The sequence below is a fragment of the Brachyspira alvinipulli ATCC 51933 genome, assembly GCF_000518245.1.
Lineage (GTDB): Bacteria > Spirochaetota > Brachyspiria > Brachyspirales > Brachyspiraceae > Brachyspira > Brachyspira alvinipulli.
The window spans coordinates 99,798-116,036 of record NZ_KI912407.1 but is presented as its reverse complement, the minus strand read 5'-3'; the positions used below and the strand labels follow the sequence as shown (position 1 = coordinate 116,036).

21 protein-coding genes are annotated in these 16,239 nt (G+C 28.7%); 7 read left to right on the top strand and 14 right to left on the bottom strand.

The window, feature by feature from the left end; genetic code table 11:
* Nucleotides 1-44 precede the first annotated feature (44 nt).
* The 10 genes from T324_RS0114840 to hisIE all read right to left on the bottom strand — a co-directional run bounded on the left by T324_RS0114840 (nt 45) and on the right by hisIE (nt 6,873).
* The gene (locus tag T324_RS0114840) at nt 45-1,568 is read right to left on the bottom strand and encodes a YifB family Mg chelatase-like AAA ATPase (protein WP_028330976.1); all 1,524 of its coding nucleotides are present in this window, start codon (nt 1,566-1,568) and stop codon (nt 45-47) included.
* 82 nt (nt 1,569-1,650) lie between these two features.
* Nucleotides 1,651-2,214 carry an OmpA family protein gene (locus T324_RS0114835; RefSeq protein ID WP_028330975.1) on the bottom strand — a complete coding sequence of 188 codons (564 nt, stop codon included), beginning with the start codon at nt 2,212-2,214 and terminating at the stop codon, nt 1,651-1,653.
* A gap of 24 nt (nt 2,215-2,238) precedes the next feature.
* Nucleotides 2,239-2,685: a tia invasion determinant gene (locus T324_RS17505; protein WP_245580740.1), complete on the bottom strand. Its 447-nt coding sequence runs from the start codon at nt 2,683-2,685 to the stop codon at nt 2,239-2,241.
* A gap of 63 nt (nt 2,686-2,748) precedes the next feature.
* Nucleotides 2,749-2,889 (bottom strand): hypothetical protein, encoded by a 141-nt coding sequence (locus T324_RS18645; RefSeq protein WP_245580739.1) that lies wholly within the window; start codon nt 2,887-2,889, stop codon nt 2,749-2,751.
* Nucleotides 2,890-2,901: 12 nt separating this feature from the next.
* Nucleotides 2,902-3,171 carry a hypothetical protein gene (locus T324_RS0114825; RefSeq protein WP_028330974.1) on the bottom strand — a complete coding sequence of 90 codons (270 nt, stop codon included), beginning with the start codon at nt 3,169-3,171 and terminating at the stop codon, nt 2,902-2,904.
* A gap of 3 nt (nt 3,172-3,174) precedes the next feature.
* Nucleotides 3,175-3,840 carry a hypothetical protein gene (locus tag T324_RS0114820; protein WP_028330973.1) on the bottom strand — a complete coding sequence of 222 codons (666 nt, stop codon included), beginning with the start codon at nt 3,838-3,840 and terminating at the stop codon, nt 3,175-3,177.
* Nucleotides 3,841-3,861: 21 nt separating this feature from the next.
* Nucleotides 3,862-4,575 carry an autotransporter outer membrane beta-barrel domain-containing protein gene (locus T324_RS0114815; protein WP_028330972.1) on the bottom strand — a complete coding sequence of 238 codons (714 nt, stop codon included), beginning with the start codon at nt 4,573-4,575 and terminating at the stop codon, nt 3,862-3,864.
* A gap of 12 nt (nt 4,576-4,587) precedes the next feature.
* Complete coding sequence (locus tag T324_RS0114810) at nt 4,588-5,493, bottom strand: hypothetical protein (RefSeq protein ID WP_028330971.1); 906 nt, start codon at nt 5,491-5,493, stop codon at nt 4,588-4,590.
* A 15-nt stretch (nt 5,494-5,508) separates the two neighbouring features.
* Nucleotides 5,509-6,048, bottom strand: coding sequence for a hypothetical protein (locus tag T324_RS0114805; protein WP_028330970.1), 540 nt, complete (start codon nt 6,046-6,048; stop codon nt 5,509-5,511).
* A gap of 171 nt (nt 6,049-6,219) precedes the next feature.
* Nucleotides 6,220-6,873: a bifunctional phosphoribosyl-AMP cyclohydrolase/phosphoribosyl-ATP diphosphatase HisIE gene (gene hisIE, locus T324_RS0114800; protein WP_028330969.1), complete on the bottom strand. Its 654-nt coding sequence runs from the start codon at nt 6,871-6,873 to the stop codon at nt 6,220-6,222.
* 199 nt (nt 6,874-7,072) lie between these two features.
* Here hisIE and T324_RS0114795 point away from each other — a divergent pair, with 199 nt between their 5' ends.
* Nucleotides 7,073-7,813 carry a site-2 protease family protein gene (locus T324_RS0114795; RefSeq protein ID WP_028330968.1) on the top strand — a complete coding sequence of 247 codons (741 nt, stop codon included), beginning with the start codon at nt 7,073-7,075 and terminating at the stop codon, nt 7,811-7,813.
* On the opposite strand, the gene T324_RS0114790 is transcribed toward T324_RS0114795, so the two are convergent.
* From T324_RS0114790 to T324_RS0114775, 4 genes are read right to left on the bottom strand one after another with little or no spacing between them, the layout of a single operon-like run.
* Complete coding sequence (locus tag T324_RS0114790) at nt 7,806-8,702, bottom strand: hypothetical protein (protein ID WP_028330967.1); 897 nt, start codon at nt 8,700-8,702, stop codon at nt 7,806-7,808. The two genes, T324_RS0114795 and T324_RS0114790, sit on opposite strands and share 8 nt — an antisense overlap.
* A gap of 18 nt (nt 8,703-8,720) precedes the next feature.
* A complete protein-coding gene (locus T324_RS0114785) occupies nt 8,721-9,803 on the bottom strand; it encodes a hypothetical protein (protein ID WP_028330966.1) in 1,083 nt (360 codons plus the stop codon).
* A gap of 15 nt (nt 9,804-9,818) precedes the next feature.
* The gene (locus T324_RS0114780) at nt 9,819-10,214 is read right to left on the bottom strand and encodes a hypothetical protein (RefSeq protein WP_028330965.1); all 396 of its coding nucleotides are present in this window, start codon (nt 10,212-10,214) and stop codon (nt 9,819-9,821) included.
* A complete protein-coding gene (locus T324_RS0114775; protein ID WP_028330964.1) occupies nt 10,214-10,477 on the bottom strand; it encodes a YtxH domain-containing protein in 264 nt (87 codons plus the stop codon). The genes T324_RS0114780 and T324_RS0114775 overlap by 1 nt, the downstream gene beginning before the upstream one ends.
* A gap of 197 nt (nt 10,478-10,674) precedes the next feature.
* Between T324_RS0114775 and T324_RS0114770 the strand changes: the two genes are divergently transcribed.
* From T324_RS0114770 to T324_RS0114745, 6 genes are all read left to right on the top strand, one after another.
* Nucleotides 10,675-11,187 carry a PaaI family thioesterase gene (locus tag T324_RS0114770; protein ID WP_028330963.1) on the top strand — a complete coding sequence of 171 codons (513 nt, stop codon included), beginning with the start codon at nt 10,675-10,677 and terminating at the stop codon, nt 11,185-11,187.
* Nucleotides 11,188-11,515: 328 nt separating this feature from the next.
* Complete coding sequence (locus T324_RS0114765) at nt 11,516-12,604, top strand: hypothetical protein (protein ID WP_028330962.1); 1,089 nt, start codon at nt 11,516-11,518, stop codon at nt 12,602-12,604.
* Nucleotides 12,605-12,626: 22 nt separating this feature from the next.
* Nucleotides 12,627-13,610: an ABC transporter substrate-binding protein gene (locus tag T324_RS0114760; RefSeq protein ID WP_084548679.1), complete on the top strand. Its 984-nt coding sequence runs from the start codon at nt 12,627-12,629 to the stop codon at nt 13,608-13,610.
* A 52-nt stretch (nt 13,611-13,662) separates the two neighbouring features.
* A complete protein-coding gene (locus tag T324_RS0114755; protein WP_028330960.1) occupies nt 13,663-14,433 on the top strand; it encodes an ABC transporter permease in 771 nt (256 codons plus the stop codon).
* An 18-nt stretch (nt 14,434-14,451) separates the two neighbouring features.
* Nucleotides 14,452-15,237 (top strand): ABC transporter ATP-binding protein, encoded by a 786-nt coding sequence (locus tag T324_RS0114750; protein ID WP_028330959.1) that lies wholly within the window; start codon nt 14,452-14,454, stop codon nt 15,235-15,237.
* Nucleotides 15,238-15,259: 22 nt separating this feature from the next.
* On the top strand, nt 15,260-16,207 hold the full coding sequence (locus tag T324_RS0114745; RefSeq protein ID WP_028330958.1) for a DUF7916 family protein: 948 nt from the start codon (nt 15,260-15,262) through the stop codon (nt 16,205-16,207).
* Nucleotides 16,208-16,239 lie beyond the last annotated feature (32 nt).

Here is a 16,239-nt window from a genome sequence, read left to right as displayed (position 1 = left end):
TAGTTAAAATTATAGCTGTATAAATATATAAAAAATATAGTATATCAATTTATATTAAATCTGTACTGCAAAGCCTCTGTTATATGATTTACTTCTATTGTATCTTTATCCTCTAAATCAGCTATAGTTCTAGATACTTTTAATATTTTATCATAGCTTCTTGCACTCATTGAAAATCTTTCCATAGCCATATTAAGCAGATTTCTAGCTTTATCATCCATTTTGCAAAATCTTTCGGTATCCTTTATACCCATAGCTGAATTTGAAAATATTTTAAGTCCATTTTCTTTAAATCTTTTTTCTTGTCTTTTTCTTGCCTCAATAACTATTTTACGCATAGAAGCAGAACTCTCTTCATCAGCTTTAGAAATGATTTTATTATAATCAACAGCACGAACTTCTATTGAAATATCTATTCTATCTAGTATAGGTCCTGAAAGTTTAGCTATATATCTTTTTCTTGCTATTTCTGAACATCGGCATGTATGCTTTTCATCTCCGTAATAACCGCATGGACATGGATTCATAGCAGCAATTAATGTAAAATTAGCAGGAAATGACATACTTCCATTGGCTCTGCTTATTGTAACAACTTTTTCTTCCATTGGTTCTCTTAAAGTTTGAAGTGCTGAACTTTGAAACTCCACAAACTCATCAAGAAATAATACTCCATTATGTGCCAAAGTTATTTCTCCAGCCTTTATATTTCTTCCGCCTCCTACAAGACTTACATAAGAAGATGTATGATGCGGTATTCTAAATGGGCGTTTTTTTACTATAGGCATATCTTTTGATAAAAGCCCATAGGAAGAATAAATTTTTGTAACTTCAAGAGCTTCTTCAAAAGTTAGAGGAGGTAATATTGTAGGTATTCTTTTTGCTATCAAAGTTTTTCCGCAGCCTGGAGAACCTATCATTATAAAGTTATGTCCTCCGGCTGCTGCTATCATTGCCGCACGTTTTGCATATTCCTGTCCTTTAACATCTGAAAAATCTATATTATCATTTTCATCGCTATTAAAATTAAATTTTCCTTCGGATATAATAGGAGCTTTTTTTCCTTCTATAGCATCAATAGCATCTTTTAAAGTTTTAACAGGATATAAATTTAAACCATCAACTATATTAGCTTCTTCCATATTGTTAAATGGTATTATAGCATTTGTTATACCCAATTCTTTAGCATTTAAAAGCATTGAGAATATTCCCTTTACTTCTCTCACACTTCCGTCCAATGCTAATTCACCTAATATAATAGTTTTTTCCATAAAGTCAGAAAAAAATACCTGAGCACTTGATGAAAGTATGCCTAATGCAAAAGGCAAATCATACATGCTTCCTGTTTTCTTTAAATCAGCAGGTGCTAAATTGATAGTTATTCTTTTTGGCGGGAAAAATCTGTCGCTGTTATTTATAGCAGCTATTACTCTCTCTTTAGCTTCATTAACGGCTTGATCAGGAAGTCCTACAACATCAAATTTAGGCAAACCTTCTGATATATTTACTTCTATTATTATAGGTATTCCTTCTATTCCGTAAAGAGCTTCAGAGTATATTTTTGTATGCATATAAAACTCCATTATATTAATTTTTATATGCATAATAGTTAAACAAATTTTTTTATTATTTAAGCCGAAAATATATAAAAAATTATCTTTTTAATTTAATAGTCTCAGTTTCATTTCTTTTTTTATATGTTTCCTCTTCATCAGCACTATTTATTATTACAAACTGACATTTTCTATCTTTTTCATTATTCTGAGAAGCACGTGTAGAACCATAGCCTATATATCTTAGTCTTTTTCTATCTATACCTTTTGCTACTAATTTATTAAGTATAGTCCTTGCTCTGTTTTCAGATAATCTTATATTATAACTGTCGCTTCCTTTGCTGTCAGTATATCCTTCTATTATTAAATTAACATTTTGATTTTCATTTAAATATTTATATATTTCATTTATTCCATTGTTATATTCATCTTTTAATTGATAAGAATCAAAATCAAAATTTATAACATTACCAGTATTTAGTACAGTTCTGTCTCCTGTTTTTTTTACAGTGGCATCAGGAATATCTTTATATTCACTATTATTATTGTACATAACCGCATGCAGCTGTTTACTAAAAGCCAAAATTACAACATTTTCACTAGTAGTAGAGCATGAAACAGCAAAAAAGAATAAAGAAATCAATATTAATATATTATTTTTCATAATTAAACTTCTTCTAAATTATAATTATCTTAAAGTAAATCTAGCTCCAAGTAAAACTTCATGAGCATCAGTAAAGCCGAATCCTATTATATATCTGTATCCCAAATCTATAGCAAGCCAATCAAATATATTATATACTAAACCTGCATTAACTCCAAATACAAAAGAACTTTTCGTAATAAGGGCATTTCCTATTCCATCATAACTGTACCTAGTTTGGAATAGTCTGTTTCCTATTGATAAGCCTATATATATGTTCATAAGAGGTGTTCTTTGATAAAGCACCTTTGATGTAACAGTATCTAATTCACTATTTTTTAGGAAGAAAACATTAATATCATAATAAATACTTCCCATTATACTTTGCATAAAATAGCCCTTATCTTTTCCTGCAACCATTCCTTGAAACATATATTCTAAATCAATTCTAAGAGGGATTAATCTTGTTTTTCTAAATAAGTCATATCCCAAAGCAACACCAAACCCTACATAATTATTTTTATCAAGAACAACAGAACCTTTTTTAAGAGTCTCTTACATATTTGTAGATTTTAAAGCTTCATGCTTAAAATTAAATTTAGGGGCTATATAAATACCTGAAAATGTTGCTGACAATAAAGTTTTATTTGAAAAGGCAACTATAAAAAATAATAATACAATCACTAATCGTTTCATATAACAACCCTTTTATTTTAAGTAAACAAAATTCTTTTTAAATAAATTACTATTAGTACCATTGAAAAAAACAGTACTATTGCTAAATAAATTTCTATTAAAACCGCCTAATCCTAAAGAATAATTATTAAACATCATATTATTAGTATTTAAGCTTAAATTAGTCTGAGGCGGATATATCGGTATTTCTATATTAGGTATAGGAACAATAACTAAAGTGCCAGTTTTACAGGATGTAAAAATAAATATAGAAATAATAAATAGTAAAATAACTCTTTTCATTTTTTATTTCCTAAGGTCTGGTAATGGGAATCTTGCAGCTAATGCAAATTCATGAGCCAAAGTTTTATCCAAACTGTATAATAATCTATAGCCTATATCTATATTAAGAAAACTTGTAACATAAAAATCAAGTCCTAAAGCTGCACCTATTGCAAATGTAGCTTCCGGTTTAGTCACAGTAGCTTTCACTTTTCCGCCGTCTTCAAACCATTTGTCATAAGTATTTACATTTATTTTTGTTCCAATTAGCATACCTAAATATAATGACATTATTGGTGTTCTTCTATATATTTCATCTGCCGTTAATACTTTTAATTCGCTTTTCTTTATATGATAAATATGGAAGCTGTAATAAGCAGCAGCAAGTATAGTATGCTGAGATTGTTTTAATATGTTATTTATATGATAATTTCCAGTCATACCATCTTTAAAAGCATATTCTAATTCTACTCTAACAGGTATAGACTTTTGATATCTGTAAAAATCAAATCCGCCTGAAATACCTGCACCAAGATAATTATTCATTACTCTTTGATTTTTAGAATTACGTATTCCTGAATCATTGAAATTATAAATTATTTTAGGTGCTATATAAAATGATTCAACTAATGGAAATAGAGACATACTCATAAAACAAGTTATTATTAATATCAATAAAATTTTTTTCATGATAAAAACCTTCTGTAATTATTAAAAAGATATACCTATAGCCAATCTTGGAAGAGGTATTAATCTGATGCCTGGAGTAAATGAATAACCTATATCAAGCAATGATATATCTATGAAAGGACGTACATCCCAATCAGCACCCATTTTAGAAAATAAATCTATTCTAAAACCCATTTCTCCGGATATATAAAAATCATACACTGTTGTTCTTTTATATTTCACACTTCCATCATCTCTTACTTCTTTACCATTAACTATAAATGTAGTCATACCAACTTTAGGCAATAAGAAAAAACCATTAGGGGTATTGCTCTTATTAAAGTAAAATCTTACTCCTATAGATGCCGGTATTGCTATAGTACTACCGTTGTAGAATTTTCCCAATGTAGCAGAACTTATAATGTTTCCTGTACTGCTGTCTATTCCAGGTGTGCCGTAATCTCCATAATGAGTATCAAAAGCATAGAAACCTAATGTTATATCTAATGACTGTTTTGGAAGATATGTATAATTATAAGCAAATCTAATACCAAATTTACCATCATAAACTTTTCCGCTTGCTCCTTCCTGAGGTTTAAACACTAAATCACTAATAAGAGGTATAGTTCCCATAGAAAATAAAGTAGTACCGAAATCTACTGCAATAGAGTGCTTGAAGTAGTCTTGAGCATGTACCATAGAAAAGGAACTAAAAACTAACAAAGATATAAAAATTATTATTTTTTTAGTATTCATATTTCAAATCCATTAAAATCTTAAACTAAAGCCTATTCTTGGGAATAATGCAAATCTTATATTAGCAGCATATTTTGCCCAACTAGGGAAACTGCTCCAAGCAGGAATATTAAATGCAGAGAAGCCTGCAGTTAATGAAGTAACTCCTCCTGTTACAGTATTGTATACATTTTCTGCCCAAGGTCTAACATAATAACCTATTTCAAGCAATGCTATATCTATAGTAGGTTTAACTCTCCATTCTCTTGTAGGGAATAACTCTATATTCCATCCTATTTCATAAGACACATATAATGCAGCATCATATACAGTATGCTCAGTTTTTATACCAGTTAATCCATTTTCTGTAGAAACTGTGTAGAAGAAAGCATCTATACCGAAACGGAATGCATTATAAAATTGTCTTTTAGGTCCGTAGAATTTCGCACCGAATGTAACAGGCATAAATATAAATGATGCATTAAACTTTGTATCAGTACCAACTACACCTGAATAATTACCCTGTCCTAATGCTTCTAATAATTTTCCTGCATTCTCTTTTGAAATAGTTAAATCATAAGTGCTGGAATAAACCCCTATACCAGCTTCCATAGCTATTTGATTATGTACAAATATAGAATAAGAAATAGCAGGTATATACCAAGCACTTCCTTTAGCATCAGCATAATCAAAATATTTAGCTACATCTCCTAAATTAAATCCAAATAATCCGCCTAAATTAACAGCATTATTTGCTGCCGTATTGAATAACAAAGGAAAATATATAGCTCCGCCCGGATTAAGATTAACACTAATCATTTGTCTTCCCTTTATCCAGCTATAATCCTCTCCTGTTACCTCAGTAGATAAAGGAAGACCTTTAGCAAATAAGGAAAAACTACTAAATAAAATAATTAATAATATTAAATATCTTTTCATAATAAAACTCGATTATTATTTTATAGCCTGACCATTTGAAAAACCGTTTGAAGATGCTTTCAATATAGCTTCAACTTCTGCTCTTTTATCAGGAGTTAAATTAGTACCTTCAAGTATTTTATCAGAATTACTTAAATCTATTTTATCAGCACCATTATCTATAACAGCACTTATTAAGTTTCCAATAACAGCTTCTCCGCCTGCATCATCAAGTATATCTAATATAGCATCAACAGCTTCTTTAGCTTGCTGATTCATTTCCATAGCATAAAGTGTATCACCTACAGGAGTAGTCATTATGTATTTTCCGTTACTATCTTTATATATTCCGCCTATACCTAGTACAGGTTCTTCAAATGTGTAATCTCCATTAAGATTTCCTCCATTTGAAATATTAAGTTTATTGCCGTTTGCAGTAGCTCCAGCCCAATTTCCGCTTTGCATTTTAGAAAGTATCAAATCTGCACCTGGTTTTGTAACTTTTACTCCAAAATCTTTGGTGCATGAATTTAACGATAAAATTGCTAAAATCAGTATAATAAATATTGTTCTCATATTATATTTCCATAAAATAGGTTATTGTTTATATAATAAATCATTATGAAAATAATGCAATATTTTCATAATGAAATTTTACTTTTTTAATTAAAAATTGTTAAATATTTATGATTTTTTTAAAAAATTCTACTTTGTTTAATGAAAATTATAATTTTTGTTAAAAAATCATTATTTCATACTTTGTTGTTTTACTTTTTTATCTATTATAGATCTGCTTGCAAGTTCATTTTTTATATCATTAATACTAATTCCTTTCTCAACCATCAATACCAAACTATGATAAAGCAAGTCTGAAAGCTCGTATATAGTTTCTTTATTACTATCATTTTTTGCACCTATTATAACTTCTGTGCATTCTTCTCCTACTTTTTTTAATATTTTATCTATTCCGCTGTTAAATAGATATGTTGTATATGAACCTTCTGTTTGATTAATCTTTCTTCCCTTTATAAGTTCATATAGCTTATCTATAGAAAAGTCTTTATAATCATCTTTTGAATAAACTTCATTCATAAAGCATGACTCAGCACCTGTATGGCAGGCAGGTCCATCTTTAATAACTTCTACTACTAATGCATCATTATCGCAGTCGCTTTTTATACATTGTATATGCTGATAATTTCCTGAAGTTTCTCCTTTTCTCCATAATTCTTGTCTGCTTCTGCTGTAGAAACAAGTTTTACCTTCTTCTATACTTATTTTTAAACTTTCTTTATTCATATATGCTAAAGTTAGCACTTCTTTTGTATAATAATCTACAACTATAGCTGGTATTAAGCCATTATTATCAAATTTTAAATTATCTATGGAAATATCGTTCATAAATAAAATCCTTGAAAATATTTCTAACAGTATGCTATAATTACGTTTTTTTTGCAATATTTTCTGTAAAAAATTAATATATTTCATTTGTATATTTTTTATTTAAAAATATTATAAAATAAAAATTAAATTTGCAAAAAAGATAATTTATACTAAAATAAATATTCTTATATAGAGATAGAAAAAAGGAAACAATTAAATGGTTTATGATATATTTTCAAATAAATTATCTATAGGATTGATATCTTATATGGTATTTATAATATCTGCAAGCACACATGAATATTCTCATGCTAGAACGGCCTATATGCTTGGGGATGAAACAGCAATGAATTTGGGCAGACTTACACTTAATCCTTTTGCCCATATTGATATATTAGGAAGCGTAATATTGCCTATAATAGCAGCTGTTACTGGAATACCTGTTATAGGTTGGATGAAAGCGGTTCCAGTAAATCCTTATAATTTTAAAAACTTTGAAAGAGATCAGGCATTAGTATCATTTGCAGGACCTTTTGCTAATCTTATAATAGCAACTATATCCTTTGTAATAATGAAAATACTTACTATGCCTACAGATGGAACTTTTGTAATATATAAAATTTTAATATCATTAGAATCTTATAATAATGCTGCTGCTGAGTTTGTTATTAACGGACTTCCTATAATTTTAACAATGCTTTTTATGTTTTATATGATTAATATAATGCTTATGTTTTTTAATTTATTACCATTTCCGCCATTGGATGGAGGATGGATATTAAGATTTTTCTTATCTGATAAAGGAAAAAGCACTTATGATAAAGTATATCCTTATGGATTTTTAATACTTTATGCATTACTATTTTTTGGAATATTAAGAACAATATTAGCATTTATACAAAATATGTCGCAATATTTTTTGGGTAAATCTACTATAGGTGTAATATTTTCTATTTGACAAATTTACCTTGCCACCAATCCCATTTTGGAGAATAAAACATATATTCTATGGCAAAGTTAAAAGTAGATGTATTAGGAGCATAACCTTTGCCCCATACTACTTTATGATATGATACTGTCATATATAAAAAATCTGATATTGTAGCTTTGAATTTTACGAAAGGTTCTAAATATGTCATAGATGAGTCTTTTGTATATGGAAATACATAAGTTACACCTGTATACAGAGTTATAAATGGGGAAGTTATTATTTCTATTGCTCCTACTATTTCTCCTATATTAAATATATCCTCTAATAAATTATCTCTGGTATCAAAAGTGTATGCAAATAAAAAATTTACAGGTATAACTTTAGGAATTCCAGCTATCATTATTGTTCCATATATATTTAGAGGGTCTTTTACATCCTTATATAAAAAATTATTTTTCCTAAATGTATATCCTACTCCAAATTTAGCACCTATAGATAAATACCAATCTAAAAGAGTTGCTTTTACAGAGGTATTAATAGCATCGAATCCAAAACTGTCAGTCATATTTGTTGCACTTGTTAAATCATTTCTTGAATCTTGCCTTTGATATACAAAACTTGTAGAAACTCCTATCTCTACAAATTTAATAGGTCTCACTTTAAAATAAGGCATAAATGTGAAATATATATCTCTTCTGCTTATATTTGGATTGTACGGATCCAATGTATAAAGCTGTCCGTTAAACCAAGAATTATACTCACTGAATATTCCTCCTAAACCTACAGAAAACATTTTATTTTTTTCTATAAGAGGGGATATATCAAAATAATAATCATTTCTCTGAGCAAATGAAAATTTAGAAAAACAGAATAGTATCAAAATTGATAAATATAAAATTAAAAATCTATTCTTCATAAAATTTTAAATAGTTTATTAATCCTTTTTAGGATTTAAGAGTGATAGATTTTTTTCTATATTGTATCTATATCTCAAATCTGTTATTAATAATTGATATTTTTGCTGAGTTTTAGCCTCTATAACTAATGTTTCGAGAGCTTTCTGTGCATCAGCATAGGGTAGAGAATCTATATTATATATTTTACCGTATTGTTCATAAGCGGCATTAATTTCTTCTTCTGTAGGTTTTGGTATAGTTGATCTTATAGTCTTATCTATATAGTGTGTTGTAACAGCACTTCTAGTTAAAAAGTTTTCTATAGATTTAGCTTGAGGAGTATCATAAAATCCTGTTTTCTTAGCTTCATAAATCATAACTTCTCTAGCCACAAATGCTTTAAACATTCCGTCTCTTGCTTGTATTCTTAATGCGGCAGGTATATTTCCGCCAGCCTGTTTTAAAGATTCATTAAACATATCATTAAATTCTGATAATGGGATAGTATGGTCTTCTATAGATACACAGGGATCACTATTTACAGAATATACTAAATTATAATTTGTTTTTGCAGCATCTATGATTTTATCATATTCATTACGCATACGTTCTTGCAAAATAGTAGTTTCTATATCCATAGCAACTTGTTCATAAGTTACATTAGGTCCTACAGCTGCCTGTATACGTGCTTTATTATTATTAAAGAATCTTCTTTTTTCTTCATCAGAAACTACACCGAAATCATCACTTACTTTTTCCTGCATATATAGTTGTGATATTTGATTATCTCTTTCTTTAGAGATTAATTTAACAATTTCTTCATCTTTATCATAGCCTTCTTCAACAGCTTTCATGTACATTAATTCTTGTTCTATAAGCTGGGAAGCAAACTGCCATAATTGAAGATCATTTGTAAGTATAATATTTACAGCTTCTTCTGGAGCTCCTCTTAATATGGAAAGATTTGATATTTCAGTTAGACAATTTTCAACTGTAATAAGTTTTTTTACATTACCTTCTGCATCTCTTATTCTTATGACCCAATTAGAATCATCCTGAGAATATGAAAAATTAAATAATAAAGTAATAAACGAAACTATAAATAATACCTTTCTTAACATATATAAAAAATCCTATTATAAATCAAAATCATCATCTGTGTTTTTTTTCTTTTTTCCAGTGAATAAACTGAATATAGATTGAACAATATTAAATATATTAAAATTATTCATAAAATCTTTAGTTATTATACTAAAGCTATTAACACTCTCAGCTAAATTATTAAATGTATCATGTACAACATCTAAAGTAGATCTAGCTTTGTCTGCTTCTTCATTTACAGTGTTTGTAATATTATTTATTTTTTCACTAATAGATTCAACATTTTCTAGAATTTTATCAAATCTATTAGTGAATCTAAAATAACTAGCAAGCACTACAAAAAATATAGCTAACACCAATATTAGTGTAGATATTGCAATAAAAGCTAATGATATAGCTATAACATTTATTTGAAATGTAATATCCTGCATTACTCTTCTGCTTCTTCGCTAGATTTTTTTCTTCTTTTATCAAAGAAATCGCTGGTTTTTTCTTTTCCTTTTTCAACAAATTCTGAAGTTTTCAAAACTCCTCTGTGATAAAGATCATCTACTTTATATTTTATATTTTCCACAGTTTCTTTAATATCTTCTCTTGTTTCCTCTCCTGCTTTTGGAGCAAATAGTATACCTAATGCTACACCTGCAGTTAAACCCAATAAGAATGAAAATACTCCTGATACTTCTTTAGACATAATAAAATATCCTCCTAGGTTATATAACTTTTGGCTTAATATTAAATTTAATTTTCGTTTTTGTCAACTAAATAAAACGTTTTATAAAACTTATTTTTACATAAAAAGTAATAAAAAATAAATAGTGATATTGTTTTTTTGTACAAAAGTATTAATATTTAACTCAAAATTATAGAATAAAGTTTTGAGAGTTTTTTATGGAATTAAAGGTATTAAATAAACAGAATAATTCTAGAATGTGTTTAGTGTGCGGATTTAAAAATGATTTAAGTTTGAAAGCTGAGTTTTATGAACTTGAAGATAAATCATTATGTGCTTTGGTTACTTTTAGAGATGTTCATCAAGGATATCCTTCCAGAGTGCATGGAGGAATACTTGCCGCAATTTTAGATGAAACTATAGGAAGAGCTATGATGCCTTATACTGGAGAGGAAAAATGGGGTGTTACTATGACTCTTACTACAAAATATAAAAAACCTGTTCCTATTAATGAACAAATACGAATAGTAGGAAAAATTACATCCGGAGATGGAAGAATTTATGAGGGTGAGGGTTATATACTTTTAAATGATGGAAAAATCGCTGTAACTGCTAAAGGTACTTATATTTGTATGGGGCTTGATAAAATAGCAGAGATGGATCCTAATAGTGAAGAAGATTGGTTTGTAGAGAAAAAAGAAAGCGATCCTAAAACTATAGATATTCCATAATAATAGTTTTTTATCATATACTATAAATTAGTATATTCTTAATATATATTAGAGATGCTATTATAAATCATAATATATAACTGTTTCTATATTATAGTAGAATAAATTGAAAGATATAAAAATAATTCTTATTAAATATTATAAATTTACTGAATAAATTAAAGTTTGTATTAATGTTTTAAATAGCAGAAATATCAATTACTAATAATATTAAAATTTCAAAAAATAAATCATCATAATTTGTTATTTTGTATTGCTTTATCTTGATTTTGGTTAGTTAGTTTACTATACTAATTAATATCTAAAAAATAAAGTAAAGGTAATAATCATGACAAATTTAGAAAAAAAATTAATGGAATTTTCTCTTAAGCTAATAGATGAAAAAAAAGCTAAAATAATAGTACCGGTAACTCCTGAAATCGGATATTGGTTCGGCGGCGGAAATATGGTAGAAGATAAAGAAGGAAATTTATATATTTCTGGAAGATATAGAAATTCTGGAGATTCAAGAACAGGACTTGATTTGGGAGACAGAGGAGCAGAACTAGCTATATTTAAGTCTTCTGATAAAGGAAATACTTGGACAAAAGTAAAAAGCATATTAAAAAAAGAGCTTCCAAGAGGTGTTTTATCTATAGAAGGTACTGCTTTGAGATTTAATAAGGATAATGAAGTAGAGCTTTATATTTCTTCTGAAAAATCTGAAAATAAATATCCAGATCATCTTAAAAAATATTTAAAACCAGGCACAGGTGTATGGGATATTGATGTTATAGTAGCTGATAAAATAGAAAATTTAAGTGCTTCTAATGTAAAAGAGCTTATTAAAGGTGAGGATTCAAGATTTATACATTTAAAAGATCCTTTTGTATATGATAGTTATAATGGAGAAAAATATTTAATGTTCTGTACACATCCATATAACTGGACTAGTTCAAATACAGGATATATGATAAGAAGAGGTGAGAAACTTAATTTTGAAGCCCCAGTATTTTATTTCTTTGAAAAAGGTCATACTTGGGATATTGCTATGACTAGAGGAACTTGTGTTATTGATATGCCTCAGATTGGAATATTACAAAATAAAAGAGTAAGTTTATTCTTCTATGATGGTGGAGAATGTGTAAGAAATTTAGATGAGCATGAAAAAGCTGTAAAAAGACCTAGAGGATATTCATGTGAGGAATTAGGCGGAGTGGCATATATAGAAAATGGATCATTCTCTCATATTGAAAGAATAAGTAAAGAATTGCCTTTATTTATAAGTCCTTATGGTACAGGATGTTCAAGATATGTTGATGTATTAAGAACTAAGGATGGAATGTATGCTACTTGGCAGCAGTCTCAGGATAATAAATCTCAGCCTTTAGTTATGAATTTCTTGAGCAATGCTGAAATAGAAGATATTTTAAGATAATTTTTATTTATGGAGAAAAAAAGTGATTAAAAAATCTACAATATATATATTAATAATATCTTTAATTGTATTAGCATCTTGTGGCAAACAAAATGATACATCTTCTAATAAAGTAAGAGTTGCATATCATCCTAATATGGGAGGAGCATCTGCTATTATTACAGGTATCAATCAAAATTATTTTAAAGATGAAGGTTTGGATATAGAACTTGTTAAATTTACAAGCGGTCCTACTGAGATAGCAGCTATGGTTTCCGGAGATATACAAATCGGATATATAGGTTTTGGTGCTCATACATTAGCAGCAGAAGGAAAAGTTCAAATAATAGCTACTGACGGAATAGCAGTTGTTGAAGGTATTAGAACATTAAAAACTTCCGGTATAGATAGTGTGGAAAAATTGGTTGGAAAAAGTTTAATAACTCAATTAGGAACATCAGGAGAAACTATCATAGATCAAGTATTAGTAGGTACAGGAATTAATAAGTCAGACATAAATATACTTAATGCTGAGGTTTCAAGTGCTGTTGCTTCTTTTTTAGCTAATAAAGTAGATGCTATATCTGTATGGCCTCCTTATACTGTTGAAATAGATGAGAGAATAGGAAGAGAAAATCTTAATATAATACAGCCTCAGGAAATAGAGGTTGATTCTACAGCAAGCTGGATTGTAACTCAAAAATATTTAGAATCCAATGAAGATACAGTAATACGTTTTTTAAGAGCTTTATATAAGGCTATGGATTATAGAAAAGATCATTTAGATGAGTCTATAACTAATGTATCTGAGCTTGTTGGATTGGATGTGGAAACAGTTTCAAAAGAAAAATATAGTTCTGATTGGATGTATTCTGATAAAATGAAGAGTATGATTCAAGATGGAAGCCTTACTAATATGTATCAAAAACAAATAGAATATTTTGTACAGAATAATAGATTGAGTACAGAACCTGTAACTGTTGATAAATACACAAGAGTTGACATTATACAAAAAGCATTAAACTAAATATTAAAGTTTTATTAGTAAATCATAGTATATACTATAAAAAGGAAAAATTATGAATAGTAAACCTATGGGAAAGAAGAAATATATATTTACCATTGCCTCTGTTATAATAGCATTATTGGTATGGCAATTAGTTTCATCATCAGTAGCAGGTGCTGTTATAGCAAGTCCTGCTGATGTTTTAAAGTCATTTGTAAGAGAAATGAGCAATGGAAAATTATTAAATCATATAGGTATAAGTTTGTTTAGAGTATTGTCAGGATTTGCTTTAGCATTTATAGTTTCAATACCTATAGCATTTTTAATGGGATGGTATCAGCCGGTTCAGTTATTAATAGAGCCTGTAATACAATTTGTAAGAAATATACCAGCTTTGGCATATATACCTTTAGTTGTAGTTGCTCAGGGAGTTGGAGAAAGTGCTAAAATAACAGTTATATTTATATCTACTTTTTTAGTTATGATTATTACTGTTTATCAAGGTGTAAGAGAGGTTGATCAAACTTTAATAAAAGCAGCTAGAGTTTTAGGAGCCAAAGATAAAGATATTTTCTTAAAAGTTGTAATACCTGCTTCTGTTCCTTATATATTGGTTGGTATGCGTTTAGGACTTGGTGCTTCACTTACTACATTAATAGCAGCTGAATTAACAGGTTCAAGTGCTGGTTTAGGTCAGATGATACAGGAAGCTAGTTTATATTTTAGAATGGATATTGTTATGCTTGGTATAATACTTATAGGTATAACAGGATTAGTTCTTAATCTAATAGTAAGTATTATAGAAAATAAATTAACAGTATGGCAAGAAAAAAAGAAAAGATAGTTTTAAAGAGATATAATTATGGCAAACAAAGAAGTAAAAGTAAAAATTTCTAATGTTAGTAAAATATATAAAGGTACATCCAAAGATGTTCATGCCTTAGATAATGTTAACTTGGATATTTATAAGAATGAATTTGTATGCGTTATAGGTTCTTCAGGATGCGGAAAAAGTACATTGCTTAATATACTTGCAGGACTTGATACGCCTAATTCTGGAACTATAGAAATAGATGGAAAGCCTATAGAAGGTACCGGAGTTGATAGGGGAGTTGTGTTTCAACAATATGCTTTATTTCCATGGCTTACAGTTGCTAAAAATGTAGCTTTCGGATTAGAGCTTCAAAAGAAATCAAAGGCAGAAATAAATGAAATAGTAGATCATTATTTAAAAGCTGTTGGATTAATAGATTTTAAAAACTCATATCCTAAAGAGCTTTCCGGAGGTATGAAACAGCGTGTTGCAATAGCAAGAGCTTATGCTGTTAATCCTAATATACTTCTTATGGACGAACCTTTCGGAGCATTGGATGCACAGACTAGAGCACAATTACAAACTGAATTATTGAATACATGGGATAATGAAAAGAAAACATGTTTCTTCATTACACATGATGTTGATGAGGCTGTATTTTTGGCTCAAAGAGTTGTTATAATGAGTCCTCGTCCTGGAAGAATAAAGGCAATAGTTGAAGTACCTATAGATTATCCTAGAGTACCCGAAACTAAATTATCTAAAGAGTTCAATGATATAAAGAACCAATTATGGCAATTAGTTTATCAGGAATATTTAGAGGCAAAAAAATAATTAAAGGGTTGTTTATAATATTATGAAGAGAATATTTGAACTTAATTATAACGATACTTTTAATATGGATACAAATACTCTTATAGAAACTATAAGAAATTCTGAAGGCAGAACATTGATGGCTGAGTCTCTTATATATAAAAGACCTTTAGTAGAAAAAGTTACAGACCCGGAAATTTTGGCTGCTATGGGTGTAGATCTTATAACATTAAATATATTTGACTTATTGAACCCTTTTATATATGATTTAGATGAGGTTGAAGCTGATAATTCTTTGCCTTTAGCAGAGAGAACATTTAAAGGTCAATTAAAATTATATGAGTCTTCACGAAATAGGAAGGATCATATTGAAAGGATAAAAAAATATACAGGTAGATTTATAGGTGTTAATTTAGAGCCTGTGCCTGATGATGTTGATTATCCTGAAGGTTTAAAGGCTAATAAAGATAATTATAAAAGAGCATTAGATTTTGGATTTGACTATATAGTATTGACGGGTAATCCTCATACAAAAGTGTCTATGGATACTATAGCAAAAGCAACTGAAGAATTGGCTTCTGTAGCAAAAGGAAAGATGATGATTGTTGCAGGAAAGATGCATGGAGCAGGTGCTGGAAATACTGATACTAAAAAAACTGTTAAACAAATAGCAGATGCTGGTGCTGATGTAATAATGTTTGGAGCTCCAGGAACTTTACCAGGATATACAGTAGAAAAGGTACATGAATTAATAGATGAAGCTAAAGGATTTGGAATGCTTACAAAAACAGCAATAGGTACGGCACAGGAAGGATCTCCTATCGATACTATAAAAAATATAGCATTAATGTCTAAAATGGCTGGAGCAGATATAATGCATATTGGAGATGCTGGAGTAGGTGGAATATCAAGTCCTATGAATGCAATGGCTATATCATTAGTTTTAAGGGGTGAAGTTCATACATATAGAAGAATGGCTTTAAGAAGATAATATATAAAAAATAATTTATTTTAAGGAGACTT